The organism is Streptomyces sp. NPDC051976 (assembly GCF_040680795.1).
Classification (GTDB): domain Bacteria; phylum Actinomycetota; class Actinomycetes; order Streptomycetales; family Streptomycetaceae; genus Actinacidiphila.
This window is the reverse complement of the sequence record NZ_JBFAXL010000001.1, coordinates 125,996-145,503: the sequence shown is the minus strand read 5'-3', so window position 1 is coordinate 145,503 and position 19,508 is coordinate 125,996. Positions and strand designations below refer to the sequence as shown.

The following is a 19,508-nucleotide window of genomic DNA, read 5'->3' as shown; positions in this document are numbered from 1 at the left end:
CGTGAGCGCCGAGAGGGACAGTGCGCGGTTCGTGGCGAAGGTGACGGCGTGCGTCACCGCGGCGATGCCCGGTGCCGTATGCGTCGAGCTGGATTCCGTCGTCGAGGACGCGGTGTCGCTGGCGGGCTACGACGAGGCCGACAAGCGGTCCGCCGAGGAGGTCACCGCCGCGCTGGAGGAGGCGGTGCGGGCCGACGGGTGGGAGGCCGTGCGGTCCGTGCGGGACGGGATGACGATGCTGAAGATCGCCAGGGAGGGGCTCGGCGGCGGGGTGTTCAGTGTTCAGGAGTCGGCGATCGCCTTCACCGGCATCCCCGGCTACGGCAACGCCCGGCCCGAGGCCGCCCCCAGCCCCAGCCCTGACCCCGCCTCGCCCGGCGCCCCCCGGCGGGCCGTCTCGGCGGAGATGCGGGGGGCGATCAGGGCCGCCGCGCCGCGGGCCGTGCATCCGCGGGACGAGTTCGAGGACGACGGCGGGGTGCGGGTCGCCGGGTGGGATCCGCAGGAGCGGCAGTCGAACGAGGAGCTGCTGGCGAAGGCGGACGGCTATCTCACGGCTCACGGCTGGCAGGTGTCTCCCGACATGTGGGAGGACAGTGAGGACAGGTCGGCCGTGGTGCGGAAGGCGGGCGTGGCGTCGGGCTGGCTGCACGCCGCCAACGGCGGGCTGACGTTCGTCGGCCGCCTCGCGGACTGAGCGGGGAGCCAGGCTCTGAAGCAGGCCGCGCACCGCGGCGGCTCCGCCATGCCCGGACGCCCGTACGGCCCGCGCGTCCGCCCGCCTCCGCGTCCCGCGAACCCCGTCGCCGGCGCACTCCGCACCCGTCCCGGGAGTGACAGGGACGGATTCAGTGCTTAGGGTGCGTGAATATGAATATGCATAACGTGGTCATCGGGGCCCACGGCGCCGACGCGGACGACGTACTCGCTGTGGCCCGCGGGGACGTCCGGGTGGAGTTGTCGGGTGAGGCGCTGGCCGGGATCGCGCGGTCGCGAGGCGTGATCGAGGCGCTCGCGGCCAAGCCGGAGCCGGTGTACGGGGTGTCGACCGGGTTCGGCGCGCTCGCCGTGCGGCACATCAGCCCCGAGCTGCGCGCGCAGCTCCAGCGCTCGCTGGTGCGCTCGCACGCCGCGGGCATGGGCGCGCCCGTGGAGCGCGAGGTGGTCCGCGCGCTGATGTTCCTGCGGCTGAAGACGCTCGCGTCGGGCCGTACCGGTGTGCGGCCGGTCGTCGCGGAGACGATGGCGGCGCTGCTCAACGCCGGGATCACCCCGGTCGTCCACGAGTACGGCTCGCTCGGCTGCTCCGGCGACCTCGCGCCGCTCGCGCACTGCGCGCAGGTGCTGATGGGCGAGGGCGAGGCCGCGGGCCCCGACGGTACGGTGCGCCCCGCCGCGGAGCTGCTCGCGGAGGCCGGCATCGAGCCGGTGGTGCTGCGCGAGAAGGAGGGCCTGGCCCTCATCAACGGCACCGACGGCATGCTCGGCATGCTGGTGATGGCCTGCGCCGACCTGGCGCGGCTGTTCACCGCGGCCGACATCACCGCCGCCCTGACGCTGGAAGCGCTCCTGGGCACCGAGAAGGTCCTCGCACCCGAGCTGCACGCGATCCGCCCGCACCCCGGGCAGGCCGCGAGCGCCGAGAACATGCGGCGGGTGCTGGAGGGATCCGGGCTGACCGGGCACCACCAGGACGACGCGCCGCGCGTGCAGGACGCGTACTCGATCCGCTGCGCGCCGCAGGTGGCGGGCGCGGGCCGCGACACCCTCGCGCACGCCCGGCTGGTCGCCGAGCGCGAGTTGGCCTCGGCCGTGGACAACCCGGTGGTCCTGGAGGACGGCCGGGTCGAGTCGAACGGCAACTTCCACGGCGCGCCCGTGGCGTACGTGCTGGACTTCCTGGCGATCGCCGCCGCCGACCTCGGGTCGATCGCGGAGCGCCGTACCGACCGGCTGCTGGACAAGAACCGCTCGCACGGCCTGCCGCCGTTCCTGGCCGACGACCCGGGCCTGGACTCCGGCCTGATGATCGCGCAGTACACGCAGGCGGCGCTGGTCAGCGAGATGAAGCGGCTCGCGGTGCCCGCGTCGGTGGACTCGATCCCGTCGTCCGCGATGCAGGAGGACCATGTCTCGATGGGCTGGTCCGCGGCGCGCAAGCTCCGTACCACCGTCGACAACCTGACCCGGATCATCGCGGTCGAGATGTACGCGGCCACCCGCGCGCTGGAGATCAGGGCCGCGGAGCACAAGGGCGAGGACCGCCACCCCGCCCCCGCGACGGCGGCGGTGCTGGCCGCGGTGCGCGAGGCGGGCGTGCTGGGCGCGGGCCCCGACCGCTTCCTGTCGCCCGACCTGGAGGCGGCCTACGCCTTCGTACGGGCCGGGAAGCTGGCGCGGGCGGCCGAGTCCGTCACCGGGCCGCTGGCCTGACCGAGATCAGGACCGGGCCGCGGGCCGGACGCTCCGGGCCGCGGCCGGACGGTCGCGGTCCGGCCGCGGTCGGACGGTTCAGACCGCGGCCTGGCGGGCGCGGCGGCCCGCGTTGAGGATCAGCCCCGCGCCCGCCACCAGGAACGAGGCACCGCCGATGACATACGGCTTGGTGTCGATGGCGCCGGTGTCGGCGAGGACGACCTTCGCCGTGGCGTGGTGCTCCACCGTCAGCGTGTTGTTCGTCTTCGTGCTCGTGCTCGTCGTCTTCGCCGTGGAGTCGTGACCCGGGCTCGCGGTCGCGGACGGTACGAAGAAGACCGCGGCGAGAACGGCGGCGGCCGCGGCGGCGACATAGGGACGGGGCGAGGTCAACGGATCCCCCAGTAGGTGCGGTGACTTGACCGTAGGGGCCGATGCTAGTGACTTGGTGTGGCTCGTGGGAAGCCGCGCCCCCTGCCCTTACGCTCCGTGGCATGAGCACTACTGAGATCCCGCGCGGCGAGAGCGGTCCGCGCTACGTACGGCTCCAGGTGGAACTGGTCCTGGAGGTCACGTCCCCCGAGGATCTGCGGGGTGCGGCCCTGGACCACATCCGCGCCGACGCGTTCATGCCGCAGCAGGAGCGGGGCCACGCCGAGGCGGCCGTGGGCAAGGACGAGTCCGAGGCACTGGCCTATCTGGTCGACCCCGCCGAGCTGGTGTTGTCCGTCCCCGGCACCGAGCTGGTCCAGGCGTCCTGGTCCTGCGCGCACACCGAGTACGACCCCGACGCCGACGACTGGGGCCTCGACGAGGACGACGACGGCGACGACAGCGCTGCGGAGGAGGACGACGACAGTCCGTCATAAAGACCCCTCCCACCTGCGGGAACGCGGAGCCCTCGGCCTCTTCCGGCCGGGGGCTCACTGCGTGGGGAACCCCACAATTCCGGCGGAAACGGACCACAAACCCACCTCGGCCTGTTTCCATGCATATGGACGAAGGTCGCGATTCGCCCGCGAGTCGGCCGCACCGATGGGAAGCCATTGGGACCCCAAGCCATTGGAGAGATGCGTGACGCCGCACCACACCGGAAAAGCCCCTGCCAAGCGCTCAGTGATCACCCGCCGCAGCACACTCGCGGCGATAGCCGTGCTCATGGGCGGGACTGTCGCGCTCACCGCGTGCAACAGCGGCGGCAGCGGGCACGCCTCCGGTGCGGACGGCAAGGCGACCAGCGTGGCGCCCTCGGCCACGGCCTCGGCCTCCGCCTCCGCCCCGGCCCCGAAGGGGACGCAGGCCAAGGAGGACGCGGCCGCGGAGAAGGCCACCTCCGACGCGCACATCACCATCTCGCCGCACACCGGCAGCACCGGCGCCAGCATCCACAGCGCCAAGGTCACGGTCACCGGCGGCACCCTGACGTCCGTCACCATGCGGGCGAAGGCCACCGGCGCCGCGGTCGCGGGCACGATATCCGCCGACGGCAAGAGCTGGACGCCCGACTCCGCGCTGGCCCGCGGCACGCAGTACGCGGTCGCGGCCGCCGCCACCGACGCGCAGGGCCGCCCCGCCGCCACGAACTCCACCTTCGCGACCACCTCCGCCTACGACACCTTCATCGGCTACTTCACCCCCGAGGACGGCTCCACCGTCGGCGTGGGCATGCCGGTCTCGATCAACTTCGACAAGCCGATCACCAGCGCCCACCGCGCCGCCGTGGAGCGGGCGATCACCGTCACCTCCAGCAGCGGCCAGGTGGTGGCGGGCCACTGGTTCAGCGCCACCCGGCTGGACTTCCGGCCGCAGCAGTACTGGCAGGCCGGTTCGCATGTCTCGCTGGCGCTGCACCTCGACGGCGTCAAGGGCGCCCCGGGCGTCTACGGCGTCCAGCACAAGACGGTGAACTTCACCGTCGGCCGCTCCCAGGTCTCCACCGTCGACACCAAGACGCACATGATGACGGTCGTCCGCGACGGCCAGGTGATCAAGACGATCCCGATCTCCGCGGGCGCGCCGGACCACACCACGTACGACGGCCAGATGGTCATCGCCGAGAAGTTCCAGACCACCCGCATGAACGGCGCCACGGTCGGCTTCACGCAGGACGACGGCAAGGGCGAGTACGACATCAAGGACGTCCCGCACGCCATGCGGCTGAGCAACTCGGGCACCTTCATCCACGGCAACTACTGGGGCTCGAAGGCGATCTTCGGCCACACCAACACCAGCCACGGGTGCATCGGCATCAGCGACACCAAGGGCGGCAAGGACGCCACCACCCCGGCCGCCTGGTTCTTCGCGAACTCGCTGGTCGGTGACGTGGTGATCGTCAAGAACTCGCCGGACAAGACGATCCAGCCGGACAACGGCCTCAACGGCTGGAACATGTCCTGGGCGGCGTGGACGGCCCCGCAGTAGGCCGTCCCGAGCGATCCCGTCATCCCGTCATTCCGTACGACGGCTACGCGCCGTGCTTGAGCACCCAGTCCGCCGGGTTGTCGAGCACGGCGCGTGCCGCGCTGTAGGCGGCGCCGAGGAGTACGCCGTCGCGGCCCAGGCGTGAGGTGACCACGTCCTCGGCGCGCCACTGCCGGTCGGTGACGCGGTCGGCCAGCTCGCGGCGTACGCCCGGCAGCAGCCAGGGTGTGAGTGCGGCCAGCGGGCCGCCGACCACCACCGCCTGCGGGTCGAGCAGGTTCACCGCGCCGCTGAGCGCGATGCCGAGGGCGGCGCCCGCCTCCTCCAGCGCCCGCAGCGCCGCCGGGTCGCCCGCCTCGGCCGCCGCGCGCAGCGCGGGGCCGCCACCCGCGCCGATCCCGGCCGCCCGCAGCAGCGCCTCCTCGCCCGCGTAGGTCTCCAGGCAGCCGTGCGCGCCGCACGAGCACAGGGGGCCGTCGGGCCGTACGGGTACGTGGCCCAGCTCGCCCGCGAAGCCGCGCGCGCCGCGGAACAGCCGGCCCTCGACGACGAGGGCGGCGCCGATGCCGATCTCCGCGGAGACATGCACGAAGTCGGCGAGCCGGGGGTGGCCGCCGAGCCACAGCTCGGCGAGGGCGCCGAGGTTCGCCTCGTTCTCGACGACGGTCTCCTGGCCGAGGGCCGCCGCGACGGCGACGTCCTCCCAGCCGAGGTTGGGGGCCCGCAGTACGGTGCCGCGGTCGCGGCCGACCAGGCCGGGGACGGCGACCGTCGTGCCGACCGGGAGCAGGCCGCGGTCGCGGGCCTCCCGCGTGACCTGGGCGGTCAGGCCGGCCAGTTCCGCGAGTACCTCGGGGGCGGGGCGGCCGCGGTTGGCCGCCGGAACCTGTGTGCGGCAGCGGACCTTGCCGCGCAGGTCCACCACGCACGCCGCGAGGTGGTCGACGCCCACCTCTGCGCCGACGCCCGCCGGGCCGTTCCCGCTCAACGCCAGCGCCGTACCCGGGCGGCCCACCGTCCCCGGGCGCTGCGCGCCGCGCTCCTCCAGCAGGCCGCTCGCCAGCAGCTCGTCCACCAGCGTCGACACGGTCGCCCGCGTCAGCCCGACCTCCGCCGCGACCGCCGCCCGCGTCACACTCGCGCCCGCGGCGAGCGACCGCATCACGAGCGCCATGTTCCGCCGCCGCAAGCCGGCTTGGGCGCCGGTGCCCTTCCCCACGTGAACCTCCATCCCTCGGCCCCCAGTATCTTTCCCACCCACCCACCCCACCCGTGCGGGTCGGATCCCGTCTACCGGTCCTCCCGCAGCCGCCGGCGGCGGGTGCGCCCCCACTGTTGTGACCCGCAGCCGAAGCCGATGCCGCACGGGTGGCTGCGGGTGGGAAAACCCTTACGTACGCGCCGCGGAGGCAAGCGGCATGGCCGCCGCCAGCCGGGCGAGGGCGGCGTCGTCGCGGGGCACCGCTGGGTGGAGGGCCCCGGCGGCGGTGTTCCAGCGGTGCGCGATGGCGGTGGGGGACTCGCCCGTGAGGAGAGCCGCGGCCTGGGCGGCGGCGCCGAGGGCGACGAGCTCGCGCGCCGCGGGCACCTGGACGGGCCGCCCGGACAGGCGGCGGACCGTGGAGAGCCAGGCCGCCCCCCGCGCACCCCCGCCGATCAGCAGGAGCGGCTCGTCCGTCGAGGAGCCGCCGTCCACGGCGAGAACCTGGCCGAGCGCCCCGAGCAGCGCGTAGACGGCCCCGTCGTACGCCGCCTGCAGCACCTGACCGGAGGTCGTGTCGTGGCGCAGCCCGGTGAGCAGCCCGGACGCGTAGGGAAGGTTCGGGGTGCGCTCGCCGTCGAGGAAGGGCAGGAAGGCGACGGACCCGCCGTCCTCCACATCCTCGCGGTCCCGCCCGAGCAGCGCGGCGACCTTGTCGACGGCGAGCGTGCAGTTGAGGGTGCAGGCCAGCGGCAGCCAGCCGCCGTCGGCCGCCGCGAACCCGGCGACCGTACCGGAGGTGTCCGTGGGCCGCCGCCGCGCCACGGTGTAGACCGTGCCGGACGTGCCGAGGCTGAGCACCGCCCGCCCGGGGGTGAGGCCGAGCCCGAGCGCGGCGGCCGCGTTGTCGCCGGTGCCCGCGCCGACCAGGGCCCCGGACCGCAGCGGCGGCACGTCCCGTACGGTGCCGGCCCGCTCGCCGGGCCCGAGCACGGCCGGCAGCAGCGCGGGATCGAGCCCGACGGAGTCCAGCAGCGCGGTGTCGTACGTCTCGCTGTCGGTGGCCCACCACCCCGTCCCGGAGACGTCGCCACGGTCGGTGACCGCGGCCCCGCTCAGCCGCTCGGTGAGGAAGTCGTGCGGCAGGCGTACGGCCGCGGCCGCCGCGGCGGCCTTCGGCTCGTGCTCGGCGAGCCACGCCCACTTCGCCACGGTGAAGCTCGCCCCGGGCACCGACCCGAACCGCTCGGCCCACCACGCCGCCCCGTACCGCTCCACCAGCGCGTCGGCCTGCGGCGCGGACCGCACGTCGTTCCAGAGCAGCGCGGGCCGCAGTGCCCGCCCCGCGTCGTCGAGCACCACGAGCCCGTGCTGCTGCCCGCCGACCGAGATCGCCTCGGCGCGCGCCGCGTACTCACCGAGCTGCCCGAGCGCGTCGAGCAGCGCGTCCCACCACACCTCCGGGTCGGTCTCGCGCGCCGCGCCGCCGCTGACGGTGTGCGGGGCCTGCCCCGAGGCCAGCACGGCGCCGGTGGCGACGTCCACGGCCAGCACTTTCGTGGACTGGGTGGAGCTGTCCACCCCGAGTACGACCTGCGCGTTCGGCACCTGTGACGCCATGTGATGTCGACCCCTTCCCGGGTTCCCACTTCCCATCATGGGTCTCGCATACTAATTTGTTCAACAGTCTGACGAATAGGAGCCAGCCGCAATGACTTCCGAGACGCACCTCACTCCGGGCACCACCGGTGCCACCCCGAGCCTCACCCCGGGCCCCGAGCACAAGTTCACCTTCGGGCTGTGGACCGTCGGCTGGCAGGGCCGCGACCCGTTCGGCGACGCGACCCGCGCGCCCCTCGACCCGGTCGAGAGCGTGCACCGGCTCGCCGAGCTGGGCGCGTACGGCGTGACCTTCCACGACGACGACCTGATCCCCTTCGGCTCCTCCGACGCCGACCGCGACGCGCACGTCAAGCGCTTCCGCACCGCGCTGGACAGCACCGGCCTCACCGTGCCGATGGCGACCACCAACCTCTTCACGCACCCCGTCTTCAAGGACGGCGCCTTCACCGCCAACGACCGCGATGTCCGCCGCTTCGCGCTCCGCAAGACGATGCGCAACATCGACCTCGCCGCGGAGCTGGGCGCCCGGATCTACGTCGCCTGGGGCGGCCGCGAGGGCGCCGAGTCCGGTGCCGCCAAGGACGTGCGGGTCGCGCTCGACCGGCTGAAGGAGGCGTTCGACCTGCTCGGCGAGTACGTCGTCGAGCAGGGGTACGACCTGCGGTTCGCCGTCGAGCCCAAGCCGAACGAGCCGCGCGGCGACATCCTGCTGCCGACCGTCGGCCACGCGCTGGCCTTCATCAACGCCCTGGAGCGGCCCGACATGGTCGGCGTCAACCCGGAGGTCGGCCACGAGCAGATGGCCGGGCTCAACTTCCCGCACGGCATCGCCCAGGCCCTGTGGCACGGCAAGCTCTTCCACATCGACCTCAACGGCCAGACCGGTATCAAGTACGACCAGGACCTCCGCTTCGGCGCCGGCGACCTGCGTTCCGCCTTCTGGCTGGTCGACCTGCTGGAGTCGGCGGGCTACGAAGGGCCGCGGCACTTCGACTTCAAGCCGCCGCGTACCGAGGACTACGACGGCGTCTGGGCGTCGGCCGCGGGCTGCATGCGCAACTACCTGCTGCTCAAGGAGCGCAGCGCCGCCTTCCGCGCCGACCCGGCGGTCCAGGCCGCCCTGCGCGCCTCCCGCCTCGACGAACTCGCCGTCCCCACCCTGGCCGAGGGCGAGACCCTCGGCGCGCTGCTCGCGGACCGCGGCGCCTACGAGGACTTCGACGCCGAGGCGGCGGCGCAGCGCGGCATGGCCTTCGAGCACCTGGACCAGCTCGCCATGGAGCACCTCCTCGGCGCGCGCTGAGCGCCGCGCGAGCGCCGGGCTCCCCGCCCCCGCCGTCAGGCCGCGGTCAGCTCACGCCCGTGCCGCAGTCGGTGCGGATCTCGGGGCTCGCGGCGGTGGAGTCGGCCAGCGCGGGGAGACCGGCGATCTCGACGGCGACACCGAGCCGGTAGTGGTAGGTGCCGACGCGGCCCTGGGGGCAGATGGCGGTGACCGGTCCGCCCGGCTGGTCCTGGGCGCCGGTCCAGGCGGTGCGGGCGCGGGAGCTGTACGGGCGCCAGCCCGACCAGCTGTCGCGCTGCACCTCGTAGTGCTGCCGCAGCCGGGCCGTCCGGCCCGCACAGTGGGTGCGGAAGCCCGCCGACCGCAGATGCGCCCGGGGGGCCGCGCCGCCGACCACGATCTCGCCGCTCTCGGTGACCGGCGACACGGTGGTGGTGCACCACCAGCCGTGCACGGTCACGATCCGCACCTCCTGGCAGGCGCTCGCGCTGCCCGGGGCGCGGTAGTCGGCGACCCGTACCGCGTCCGCCGCCTTCGGGGCGGCGTCGATGTCGCCCACCGTCATCCGGGTCGACCCGTCGCCCATCGTCTCCGACCGCCAGGCCAGCTTCGTCTGCAGTGGCGAGGGATCGGGGGAGGGCCGCGGGCTCATGTCCGCGCACGGCTGCTCGGTCTGCGGCGGCTGCCCCGCCCGGTGCGCGGCGGGCTGCCCGCCGGGGCGGCATCCGGCGGTGGCGGCGAGGACGGTCACGCCGAGCACGGCGGCCAGGACCGTACCGGCCGGGGCGGATCGGGCGGGTCGGACCATGGGGCGCTCCCTCGGGGACGGCGGACGCGCGGCCGTCAAATGCTGTGCGCCGGCTGTCCGTTGTGGCGAGTGGTGCCTTCTGTGACTCACCCCGCCCCGGTGGCGGTTCCCCCCGCTGCCGTGCCCGCTCCCGCCGGGCCCCGTCCATTCAGCAGCCGCAGCCTCGCTCGATCAGTGCGTGGAAGCCGAACGGCAGGCCCAGCACGAACAGCCGGATCACCGAGACCGCGATCCCGGCCCGTACGGTCCTGGGGTCGTGCCGCGGGCCCACCACGGCCCACCAGGTGCCGCACAGCGACCCGACCAGCAGGATCACATAGACGGCGACGGCGGGCGGTCGCATCAGGTTCCCGGGGTCGTCGGCCACGCGGTGGCCCAGCCGCACCACCGCCCGCGCCACGGACAGGGTCACCGCCAGGTCCAGCAGCATGACGCCCAGCCACACCCGCGCCGGACCGAACCTCCGGGTCCTCGTGTCGGCCATCCCTCAGCCCACCGGGGCGCCGGGCCGCCGGACCATGAAGACGTCCACCGGGTCCTGGGACTCCATGACGAATCCGTGCCGCTCGTAGAGCCGACGGGCGGGGCTGCCCTGGAGGACGTTCAGGCTCACGGCCACCCCCCGCGCGTCGGTGCGCGCCAGCAGGGTGCGCAGCACGGCCGAGCCGAGTCCGCGGCCCTGGTGGCGGGGGTCGAGATAGAAGTGCTCCAGCCACTGCCTGTCCTCGGCGGGGCGGAGCGCGACACAGCCCGCCAGTTCGCCGTCGACCACGATCACCGAGGTGTGCTCGGCGCGGAAGGCGTCCCGCAGCCGCTGCCGCACCCGGTGCTCGTCGTAGCGGCCCAGGCGCTCCAGGTCCGGCCGCATCACCGCGGCCCGCAGTTCGGCGAGCGGTTCGATGTCCGCCGTCGCCGCGTCCCGCAGCTCCCAGCCCCCGTCATCCGCAGTCATGGCCGGAGTATCGCAGTCCGTGACTGTCACAGACCGGCCGGGTGGAGCCGGGTGAAACCGGGTTGACGGGCCGTTCGCGCACGCGATTGCCTGGGGCGGTGTCCGACATACGCATCACCCAGGTGGACGGCGAGGCCGCGCTCCTCGACTGGCAGTTCGTCCACAACCTGATCATCCCCACCGCCCCGCTCTCCCTCGACGAGGTACGCGAGCGCGCGGGGCGCAACCGGCTCGATGTGGCGTACCGCGGGGACGTGCTGGTCGGCTGCATGACGGTGCGGCCGCCCGCCGACGAGCCGGCGACCGCGACGGTGATCGCCCGGGTGCTGCCCGAGCACCGCGGGCAGGGAATCGGCGCGCGGCTCTACGCCCGGGGGCTGGAGTCGGCGCGCGCACTCGGTGCGACCGTCATCGAGACGGTGGTGCTCGCCTCCAACCCGGAAGGGCTGCGGTTCGCCCTGGCACAGGGCTTCGTGGAGTTCGACCGGTACGTGCTGCCGGGCGACACCATCGCCTTCGTCGACCTGCGGCTGGCGCCCCGCGACTGAGGCCGGTGGCGGCGCCGTCGTGTGTCAGCCCGTGAAGCCCTGCTCCCGCAGGATCGTGTCGATACGGGACCGGTGCGCCGCCTCCCACGCGTCGAGCGACTCCCCGGCCTCCTTGGCCAGCTTCGCCCGCGCCGCGGCCAGCACCTCGTCGCGGCGGTCGGCGGGCGTCACCACGACACCCTCCTCGTCGGCCACCACGATGTCCCCCGCGGCCACGCGCACCCCGCCGCACCGCACCGGCGCGTTGAGCGGCCCGGCGACCTTCTTGGCGCCGGGAATCGGGATGACCCCGCGGGCGAACACGGGGAATCCGCTCTCGCGTACCTCGGCGAGGTCCCGGATCACCCCGTCCACCACGAAGCCCGCGATGCCGCGCCGCTGGGCGACCGCGCACACGTTCCCCCCGGCCACTGCGTAGTCCACGTCCCCGGCCTCGACCACGATGACCGACCCGGGCTCCGCACGGTGGATCGCCGCGTGCAGCATCAGGTTGTCGCCCGGAGGACACCGCACGGTGAACGCGGGACCGGCCAGCCGCGGCATCGGCCCCCACAGCGGCCGTACCCCGATGTCCATGACCTGCTCCCGCCCGAGCACATCCGCGAGCGTGGTCGGCGGAATGTCCCTGAACCCGGTGACGTCGTCGTTCATCTGCGTCCTTCGTCGCTGCGGCACCGCCGTTCGCGGGCCGTTGCCCAGGCTAACCGCGGCCGCATGGCAGGGTGGAGACCGGCCGACCGGCCGGGACGACTGGGGGAGGGGTACCGCCGATGGGGACCGCTGACGCTGCCGGGACCGTGGAGATCGACGAGGACCTGGTACGGGGCCTGCTGAAGGACCAGCACCCCGATCTCGCCGGGCTGGACCTGCGGTTGGTGGACGGGGGCTGGGACAACCAGGTCTGGCGGCTCGGCGAGGAGCTGGCCGTGCGGCTGCCGCGTACGGAACGGGCCCCGGGGCTGCTGGGGAAGGAGGCGCGCTGGCTGCCCGTGCTGGCGCCGCGGCTTCCGCTTCCGGTGCCCGTCGCCGTACGCAGCGGTGCGCCGTCCGCGCGCTTCCCGCGGCCGTGGACCGTCGCGGCCTGGGTGCCCGGCGCGCCGGGGGACCTCGCGCCCATCAGCCGGGCGGACGACGGGGCGCTCCGGCTGGCCGCGTTCCTGCGCGCGCTGCACCGCGACGCGCCCGCCGACGCGCCGGGCAGCGCCGACCGGGGCGGGCCGCTGGGGCCGCGTACCGACGGGGTCCTGTGGCAGCTCGACCAGGTGGCGACGGACGGCGTCGTCGGCGGCCACCCCGTCCGGGCGCTGCGGGACGTGTGGGACGACGCCGTCGCGGCTCCCGGCTGGACGGGTGCGCCGCAGTGGCTGCACGGCGACCTGCACCCGGCGAACATCGTCACGTCCGGCGGCACGCTCTGCGGGGTGATCGACTTCGGCGACATGTGCACCGGCGACCCGGCGACGGACCTCGCCGCCGCCTGGGTCCTGCTGCCCGCGGGCGCCGCACCCCGGTTCCTCGCGGCGTACGCCCACCCCCACGCGGCCCCCGACCCCGCCATGATCCGCCGGGCCCGGGGCTGGGCGGTCCTGCGCGCTCTCGCCCTGATCGGGATCGGCCAGGCCGGGGACCGGGGACTGCCCGGCGGCAAGCCGACCTGGGGCCGCGCCGGGTTGGCCGCGCTCGACCGGGTGCTGGGTTCCTGACGGCACTCGCCCCAGGCCGCCGTAGGCCGCCCCCGGTCGCCGCCCTCAGAAGCCGATGGCCTCGCGGAGCAGCAGGACGGTGCCGCGTCCGGGGAAGGGCTCGGCGTTGAGGACGAGCAGGCGGTTGACGGCGCTGGGGACACCGTAGGCGGCCTGCGCGCGGGCCGATTCCAGCGGGAGGGCGTGCTCCTCGACGCGGCGCAGCGCGGCACCGAGGTCGGGGACCAGCTTCTGGGCGCCGACGATCCAGATCGCCCGGGACCCGCCGGAGTAGGCGGGGAGCTGGCTGCCGCTCGCCGACGCCACGACCAGCGAACCGGTCTCGGTGACGGCGGCGACGCTGCCGAGCACGAGGTCCGGGCTCGCGAGCATCCGCCGGATCTCGTCCCCTTGCGTGGCGCGGTCCATGGCGAGGGCACGCGGCCTGACGGCGTCGTACCGCCCGCTGGCGTTGATGTCCTCCTCGATGCCGGACAGGCGCAGCGTCTCGCTGGCCCCGGTGAACACCGTCGTCCCCTCGGGGATCAGCTCCCTGACACGGGCGCGCGCCGCCGCGGCGTCGTCGAGCACTTCGACGGTGAAGCCGTTCGCCGCCAGCGCGTCGGCGGCCCGCTCCAGGCGCCGCGCGTCGGCGGGTTCGCTGAATTCGGTGGTCGGTGCGGGGGTCGTCGAAGCGGTCGTCGGGGTGGTCATGGTGTGGCTCCTGTGCGGGTGGTCGTGGGTGGGCCGACGGGGTCGGCGGCGGGGGCCGGGCGCCGGCTCAGCGGCTGTTCCAGGCCGTGTGCGGCGAGCCCGGCAGCGGCGTGGTGTCGAGGTAGCGGATCTCGTAGACCCGCTCGGTGAACTTCCAGCCGTCCTCGGTACGCCGGTAGTGGTCGTGGTAGATCGCGTAGTTCACGAAGGACCGGCCGTCGCGGGTGCGCCCCAGCTCCTGGAGGTACGCGCGCCCGGAGGCCGTGTCGCCGAACAGCAGGACCGAGCCCGGGTGCGTGGTCTGCACGAGGTAGTCGACGTGCCGCGGCACCTGTTCGAGCCAGGCGCGGATCTCGTCGCGGCCGGACAGATCGGCGGGGACGTCGGGCATCCGCAGCGTGCCGTCCTCGGTGAACAGCGACGCCATGCGGTCGTAGTCGCGCATCATCCCCGCGTCGCTGTACTCGCCGCGCAGCGCCTCGATCTCGACGCGGTCGGCGATCGCCTGAAAGTCGTTCATGGTCTTCTCCTCCACAGCGCTCTCAGTGGTACGACGACACCGCGACGCGGAATGTGAGGTGGGGCGCCCGCCTCACATTCCGGCGGGCTGTCCCGTCGTACGGGTGAGGGGCAGAAGCGAACGAGGGAGCCGTCGACACCATGACCAGCCGACCCGGGCACGAGGACCTGCGCGCGATCATGGGCGAGCGCCGCCACCTCATCAATCTCGCCTACCGCCTGCTGGGCTCACTGGCCGAGGCGGAGGACGCCGTCCAGGAGACGTACGCCCGCTGGTACGCCATGCCGCGCGAGAAGCAGCAGGCCGTCGAGGTGCCGGGCGCCTGGCTGACGACGGTCGCGAGCCGGATCTGCCTGGACCTGCTCGGCTCCGCGCGGGCCAGGCGGGAGCGCTACGTCGGCGAGTGGCTCCCGGAGCCGGTGCCGGAGCCGGGGGAGTGGCTCACCGGGCGGCCGGGCGACACCACGGCCGACCCCGCCGACCGGATCACCCTCGACGAGTCGGTGAACATGGCCTTCCTCGTCGTCCTGGAGGCGATGACCCCGGCCGAGCGCGTCGCGTTCATCCTGCACGACGTCTTCCGGTACGCCTTCGCCGAGATCGCCGAGATCACCGGCCGTACGCCCGCCGCCTGCCGCCAGCTGGCGTCCTCCGCGCGCCGCCGTGTCCGCGTCGGGCAGGACCGGGCGCCGGCCGCGCCCACCGCACAACAGGCGGGAATCGTGCGGGACTTCAAGCAGGCGTGGGAGGCCAAGGACATCGACGCGCTGGTCGGCCTGCTCGACCCCGGCGCCGTCTTCACCGCCGACGGCGGCGGTCTCGCCCAGACCGTGCTGCTGCCCATCGAGGGCGGCGAGCAGGTCGCGCGGGCCTACCTGGAGATCGCCCGTGTGCGGCCGCCGGGTGTGGCGATCCTGGAGCGTACGGTCAACGGCCAGCCCGGGCTGATCGTCCAGCAGGACGGCGTCACGGTCACGGTGTTCGCCTTCGAGATCACCGGCGGCCGGATCACGCACATCTGGGCCGTACGCAACCCCGAGAAGCTCCGCCCCTGGACGGCGGGCTGACCCCGGCCCGCCCCGGGGGCGTCAGAGGTCGCCGCCCGCCGTGAGGCTCGCGCGCAGGGCCGCGAAGAGGCGGGCGCAGCGTGCGGCCATGGCGTCGGGGGACTGGTCGGGATGCTGGATCCACCAGCGGACCAGGGCCGTGACCAGGCCCCGCCAGGCGTACTTGAGCGCGTCGGCGTCCAGCGGGTCGGTGCCGAGCGGAGCGGTGCCGAGCGGGTCGCCGTCGATTCCGCCGCCGGATCCGGCGGCGCGGAGCAGGTCCGCGGTGCCGGTGGCCGCGAGGGTGTCGATGGCGGCGCGGTAGTGCGCGGCGCGGGCCGCGGCCTCGCCGCCCTCGGGGAGTGACGGGTCGTAGAGCACGAACCACGCCTCGCGCCGCCCCTCCAGGGCGGTGAACACCGCGTGCAGCACCAGGAGCGGGGTGCGCGGGGCGGTGATCTCGCCCGGCCCCATCGCGTCCCGGATCGCGCCGAGCAGCCGGTCGCCCACCGGTTCCAGGCAGGCCAGGTAGAGGTCCTGCTTGGAGCCGAAGTACTGGTGCAGCAGCGTCTTGGTGACACCGACGCGCGCCGCGACGGCGGTCAGCGAGGTCGTCTCGTAGCCGTGGCGGCCGAACTCGGCGGTGGCCGCGGCCAGGATCTGCTGTTCGCGGACGGCCCGGGGGATGCCCTTGGTTCCGGCTCGGGGGCGGGGGGAGGTTGCCATGCCCACGATATTACCCTACGGTAATTTACCCGGTGGTTAATTCGTGCAGAACGGAACCCTCATGCCCGACGCGACGCCCGCCCCCGCCCCCCGTCCCGCCGCCGCCCGCGCCGCCCGTACCCGTTCCTGGTGGGGCTGGGGCTGGGCCGACGCGCACCCCGACGACGCCGAGTGCGCGGCGATGGGGGCGCTGCTGCCGGGGACGCTCGCCCGCCCGCTGCCGGTGCCGCGGATCGCCGACCTGGGCATCGGCGGCCCCGCCGTCGAGCCGCCCGGCAGCCTCGCGCACCTGGTCACCGCCGACCCCGAGGCGCGCGCCGCCCACGCGATGGGCAAGGCGTACCGCGACGTGATGCGCGCCCTGCGCGGCCGTCCCGGCCGGATACCCGACCTGGTCGCGCACCCCGCGGACGACCAGGACGTGGCCGACCTCCTGGAGTGGGCGGGCGGGCGCGGCGTGGCCGTGATCCCTTACGGCGGCGGCTCGTCGGTCACCGGGGGCGTGGAGTACCGCGGCGACGCGCACCGGGCCGTGCTGTCGCTCGATCTGACCGCGATGGACCAGGTCCTGGAGGTCGACACCGAGAGCCGGGCCGCCCGGATCCGGGCGGGCGCCTTCGGGCCCGCGCTGGAGGACCGGCTCAGGCCGCACGGGCTGACGCTGCGGCACTTCCCGCAGAGCTTCGAGTTCTCCACCCTCGGCGGCTGGCTGGCCACCCGCGCGGGCGGCCACTACGCCACCGTCCACACGCACATCGACGACTTCGTCCAGTCCCTGCGGGTGGTCACCCCCGCGGGCACCGGCACCTCGTGGCGGCTGCCCGCCTCCGGCGCCGGGCCGTCGCCCGACCGGCTGTTCCTCGGCTCGGAGGGCGCGCTCGGCGTCATCACCGAGGCATGGATGCGGCTGCGGGAGCGCCCCGTCCACAAGGCGTCCGCGCCGGTCACCTTCGCCGAGTTCCCCGCGGCGCTGCGCGCGGTCCGCGCCATCGCCCAGTCCGGCCTCGCCCCCGCCAACTGCCGCCTCCTCGACCCCGGTGAGGCCGCCCTGTCCGGCGCGGCGCGCGACGGTTCCTCCGTGCTCGTGCTCGGCTTCGAGTCCGCGGTGCTGCCCGTCGACACCGACCTCGCCCACGCCCTGGACCTGGCCCGCGCGCACGGCGGCACACCGGCCCCCGAGTCCGGCCGCGGGTCCTCCTCCGGTGACGCGGTCGGCGCCTGGCGCTCCGCCTTCCTGCGCATGCCGTACCTGCGGGACGGCCTGGCCCGGATGGGAGCCGTGGTGGAGACCTTCGAGACGGCCACCACCTGGGACCGGCTGCCCGCGCTGATCGACGCCGTCCGCACCGAGGTCGGCGCCGCCGCCCGCGAGGCCACCGGCCACCCCGCCACCCTCAACTGCCGCCTCACGCACGTCTATCCCGACGGCGCGGCGCCGTACTTCACCGTCCTGGCCGCCGGTCGCCCCGGTGACGAGACCGCCGTCTGGGACCACCTCAAGGACGTCGCCTCCGACGTGCTCCACCGCCACCGGGCCACCGTCACCCACCACCACGCCGTGGGCCGCGACCACCGCCCCGGCTACGACCGCCAGCGCCCGGCCCCCTTCGCGCTGGCGCTGGACGCCGTCAAGTCCGCCCTCGACCCGCACGGCATCCTCAACCCCGGGGTGCTCGTCGGCTGACCCCGGCACGCCTGTGAGGGGTCGTCACCCCTCGGCGCGGTCCAGCTGCTCGTCGAGGGCGAGCGCGGCCGCGATGAGCGCGAGGTGCGTGAACGCCTGCGGGAAGTTGCCCAGTTGCTCGCCGGAGGGGCCGATCTCCTCGGCGAACAGGCCGACATGGTTGGCGTAGGTGAGCATCTTGTCGAAGGCGTAACGGGCCTGGGTGAGCCGCCCGGCCCTGGCGAGGGCCTCGACGTAGTGGAAGCTGCACAGGTTGAAGGTGCCCTCGGAGCCGCGCAGCCCGTCCGGGGAGGCGGAGGGGTTGTAGCGGTAGACGAGGCTGTCGCTGACGAGTTCGTCGTCCATGGCGTCGAGGGTGGTCAGCCAGTCGGGGTCCTTCGGGGCGATGAACCCCATCCGCGGCATCAGCAGCAGGGAGGCGTCCAGCACGTCGGAGCCGAAGTGCTGGACGAAGGCCCGGCGTTCGGCGTTCCAGCCGCGGTCGACGATCTGCCGGAAGGCGGCGTCCCGCGCCTCGGTCCAGCGGGCGATGTCGGCCGGACGGGAGCCGGCGGTGGCGAACCTGATGCCGCGGTCGAAGGCCACCCAGGTCATCAGGCGGCTGTACGTGAAGTCCTTGCGGCCGCCGCGGGTCTCCCAGATCCCCTCGTCGGGGCGGTCCCAGTGGTCGGCGAGCCAGTCGAGGAGACCGGAGAAGGCCCGCCAGCCGCGCAGGTCGCCGAGGTTCTTGGCCTGGGAGAGCGCGTCGGCGGCCTCGCCGTAGATGTCGAGCTGGATCTGGTCGGCCGCGGCGTTGCCCGCCCGGACCGGGGCCGACTTCCGGTAGCCCTCCAGATGGTCCAGGGTCTCCTCGGTCAGATGCGGGTCGCCGTCGATCCGGTACATGATCTGCAGCGGCTCGCCGGAGGTGGTGCCGCCCGCGTCGACCCGGTCCCGCATCCAGATGCGGAAGGCGCGGGCCTCGTCCTCGAAGCCGAGGTCGGACAGCGCGCGCACCGACAGCGAGGCGTCGCGGACCCAGGTGTAGCGGTAGTCCCAGTTGCGCTCGCCGCCGACCTGCTCGGGAAGTCCCATGGTGGCGGCGGCGATCGGGGCGCCGGTCGGGGCGTACGTGAGCAGCTTGAGGGTGATGGCGGAGCGGTTGACCGCCTGGTGCCAGCGGCCGCGGTAGCGGGATGTGCGCAGCCAGCCGTGCCAGAAGGCGCGGCAGCCGTCGAAGGCCCGCTGGATGTCCTCGCGCCGCAGCCGGTCGTCGGGCGGCCGGTCACCGGAGTGGCCGGTCAGCACGACGGCGGCCATCTCCCCTGCGGTCAGGGTGAATCGGGCCGTGAGGTCGTCGTCCTCGGGGCGCAGCTCGATGCCCTCGGTCGCCTCGACGCACAGGTCCGTCCCCGGCCCGTGGAAGACCGCCCTGCCGTCGCCCTCCTCGGTGAGGGTGTGCCCGGCGCGTCCGTAGTCGAAGCGGGGCCGGCAGGCGAGCACGTACGACAGGCTGCCGCGTACGGTCCTGGCGACCCGGAACAGCCGGTGCCGGTCGGACGCGGTCCGGGAGTCGTCCGGCGTCATGAAGTCGATGACCTCGCCGACCCCGCTGGGCGCCATGAAGCGCGTCACGAGGATCGCGGTGTCCGGCAGGTACAGCTGCCTGATCCCCGTCTCGGCCTCGCCCGACAGATCGGCGGCCAGCCGGCAGTGGCCGCCGCGGTCGCTGTCGAGGAGGGAGGCGAACACGCTGGGGGAGTCGAAGCGCGGGGTGCACCACCAGTCGATGGTGCCGTCGGCCGACACCAGGGCGGCGGTCTGCAGATCTCCGATGAAGCCGTGGTCCGCGATCTTCGGGTACGCCGACGCCGTCATACGAGCCTCCCGTCCACCGGCGGGGG

Annotated in this window: 20 protein-coding genes; 9 read left to right on the top strand and 11 right to left on the bottom strand. The window is 74.3% G+C overall.

Going from position 1 to position 19,508, the window contains the following annotated elements:
- The first annotated feature begins 1 nt into the window (after position 1).
- Both AB0M29_RS00690 and hutH read left to right on the top strand, forming a co-directional pair.
- A complete protein-coding gene (locus AB0M29_RS00690) occupies positions 2–697 on the top strand; it encodes a hypothetical protein (protein WP_365376885.1) in 696 nt (231 codons plus the stop codon).
- Between the two features lie 173 nt (positions 698–870).
- Entirely contained in the window at positions 871–2,433 is a 1,563-nt protein-coding gene (hutH, locus tag AB0M29_RS00685) for a histidine ammonia-lyase (RefSeq protein ID WP_365376883.1), read from the top strand.
- 78 nt (positions 2,434–2,511) lie between these two features.
- On the opposite strand, the gene AB0M29_RS00680 is transcribed toward hutH, so the two are convergent.
- Complete coding sequence (locus AB0M29_RS00680) at positions 2,512–2,808, bottom strand: hypothetical protein (RefSeq protein WP_365376881.1); 297 nt, start codon at positions 2,806–2,808, stop codon at positions 2,512–2,514.
- A gap of 101 nt (positions 2,809–2,909) precedes the next feature.
- Here AB0M29_RS00680 and AB0M29_RS00675 point away from each other — a divergent pair, with 101 nt between their 5' ends.
- Both AB0M29_RS00675 and AB0M29_RS00670 read left to right on the top strand, forming a co-directional pair.
- On the top strand, positions 2,910–3,284 hold the full coding sequence (locus AB0M29_RS00675; protein WP_365376879.1) for a hypothetical protein: 375 nt from the start codon (positions 2,910–2,912) through the stop codon (positions 3,282–3,284).
- 289 nt (positions 3,285–3,573) lie between these two features.
- Positions 3,574–4,836 carry an Ig-like domain-containing protein gene (locus AB0M29_RS00670; protein ID WP_365377637.1) on the top strand — a complete coding sequence of 421 codons (1,263 nt, stop codon included), beginning with the start codon at positions 3,574–3,576 and terminating at the stop codon, positions 4,834–4,836.
- Between the two features lie 43 nt (positions 4,837–4,879).
- Here the strand turns inward: AB0M29_RS00670 and AB0M29_RS00665 are convergent, their stop codons facing one another.
- A complete protein-coding gene (locus AB0M29_RS00665; RefSeq protein ID WP_365377635.1) occupies positions 4,880–6,010 on the bottom strand; it encodes an ROK family transcriptional regulator in 1,131 nt (376 codons plus the stop codon).
- A gap of 216 nt (positions 6,011–6,226) precedes the next feature.
- Complete coding sequence (gene xylB / locus AB0M29_RS00660) at positions 6,227–7,657, bottom strand: xylulokinase (protein WP_365376876.1); 1,431 nt, start codon at positions 7,655–7,657, stop codon at positions 6,227–6,229.
- Positions 7,658–7,748: 91 nt separating this feature from the next.
- Here xylB and xylA point away from each other — a divergent pair, with 91 nt between their 5' ends.
- A complete protein-coding gene (gene xylA, locus AB0M29_RS00655) occupies positions 7,749–8,963 on the top strand; it encodes a xylose isomerase (RefSeq protein WP_365376874.1) in 1,215 nt (404 codons plus the stop codon).
- Positions 8,964–9,009: 46 nt separating this feature from the next.
- Here the strand turns inward: xylA and AB0M29_RS00650 are convergent, their stop codons facing one another.
- From AB0M29_RS00650 to AB0M29_RS00640, 3 genes are all read right to left on the bottom strand, one after another.
- On the bottom strand, positions 9,010–9,753 hold the full coding sequence (locus AB0M29_RS00650; RefSeq protein ID WP_365376872.1) for a hypothetical protein: 744 nt from the start codon (positions 9,751–9,753) through the stop codon (positions 9,010–9,012).
- 148 nt (positions 9,754–9,901) lie between these two features.
- Positions 9,902–10,237, bottom strand: a complete 336-nt coding sequence (locus AB0M29_RS00645) for a hypothetical protein (protein ID WP_365376870.1) — start codon at positions 10,235–10,237, stop codon at positions 9,902–9,904.
- Between the two features lie 3 nt (positions 10,238–10,240).
- Positions 10,241–10,705 carry a GNAT family N-acetyltransferase gene (locus tag AB0M29_RS00640; RefSeq protein WP_365376867.1) on the bottom strand — a complete coding sequence of 155 codons (465 nt, stop codon included), beginning with the start codon at positions 10,703–10,705 and terminating at the stop codon, positions 10,241–10,243.
- A 98-nt stretch (positions 10,706–10,803) separates the two neighbouring features.
- Here AB0M29_RS00640 and AB0M29_RS00635 point away from each other — a divergent pair, with 98 nt between their 5' ends.
- On the top strand, positions 10,804–11,253 hold the full coding sequence (locus AB0M29_RS00635; protein ID WP_365376864.1) for a GNAT family N-acetyltransferase: 450 nt from the start codon (positions 10,804–10,806) through the stop codon (positions 11,251–11,253).
- Between the two features lie 24 nt (positions 11,254–11,277).
- On the opposite strand, the gene AB0M29_RS00630 is transcribed toward AB0M29_RS00635, so the two are convergent.
- On the bottom strand, positions 11,278–11,904 hold the full coding sequence (locus tag AB0M29_RS00630; protein ID WP_365376862.1) for an RraA family protein: 627 nt from the start codon (positions 11,902–11,904) through the stop codon (positions 11,278–11,280).
- Positions 11,905–12,023: 119 nt separating this feature from the next.
- On the opposite strand from AB0M29_RS00630, the gene AB0M29_RS00625 reads away from it, so the two are divergent.
- Complete coding sequence (locus AB0M29_RS00625) at positions 12,024–12,956, top strand: aminoglycoside phosphotransferase family protein (protein ID WP_365376860.1); 933 nt, start codon at positions 12,024–12,026, stop codon at positions 12,954–12,956.
- A 45-nt stretch (positions 12,957–13,001) separates the two neighbouring features.
- Here AB0M29_RS00625 and AB0M29_RS00620 read toward each other — a convergent pair whose 3' ends face one another.
- Together AB0M29_RS00620 and AB0M29_RS00615 are read right to left on the bottom strand one after the other, a co-directional pair.
- On the bottom strand, positions 13,002–13,649 hold the full coding sequence (locus tag AB0M29_RS00620) for an LUD domain-containing protein (protein WP_365376857.1): 648 nt from the start codon (positions 13,647–13,649) through the stop codon (positions 13,002–13,004).
- Positions 13,650–13,716: 67 nt separating this feature from the next.
- Positions 13,717–14,169: a nuclear transport factor 2 family protein gene (locus AB0M29_RS00615; protein WP_365376854.1), complete on the bottom strand. Its 453-nt coding sequence runs from the start codon at positions 14,167–14,169 to the stop codon at positions 13,717–13,719.
- A gap of 140 nt (positions 14,170–14,309) precedes the next feature.
- Here AB0M29_RS00615 and sigJ point away from each other — a divergent pair, with 140 nt between their 5' ends.
- A complete protein-coding gene (sigJ, locus tag AB0M29_RS00610) occupies positions 14,310–15,236 on the top strand; it encodes an RNA polymerase sigma factor SigJ (RefSeq protein WP_365376851.1) in 927 nt (308 codons plus the stop codon).
- A gap of 21 nt (positions 15,237–15,257) precedes the next feature.
- Here the strand turns inward: sigJ and AB0M29_RS00605 are convergent, their stop codons facing one another.
- Positions 15,258–15,941, bottom strand: coding sequence for a TetR/AcrR family transcriptional regulator (locus AB0M29_RS00605; RefSeq protein ID WP_365376848.1), 684 nt, complete (start codon positions 15,939–15,941; stop codon positions 15,258–15,260).
- Between the two features lie 61 nt (positions 15,942–16,002).
- Between AB0M29_RS00605 and AB0M29_RS00600 the strand changes: the two genes are divergently transcribed.
- Positions 16,003–17,625: an FAD-binding oxidoreductase gene (locus AB0M29_RS00600; protein WP_365376846.1), complete on the top strand. Its 1,623-nt coding sequence runs from the start codon at positions 16,003–16,005 to the stop codon at positions 17,623–17,625.
- Positions 17,626–17,649: 24 nt separating this feature from the next.
- Here the strand turns inward: AB0M29_RS00600 and AB0M29_RS00595 are convergent, their stop codons facing one another.
- Complete coding sequence (locus AB0M29_RS00595) at positions 17,650–19,482, bottom strand: glycoside hydrolase family 15 protein (RefSeq protein WP_365376844.1); 1,833 nt, start codon at positions 19,480–19,482, stop codon at positions 17,650–17,652.
- Between the last annotated feature and the right edge of the window lie 26 nt (positions 19,483–19,508).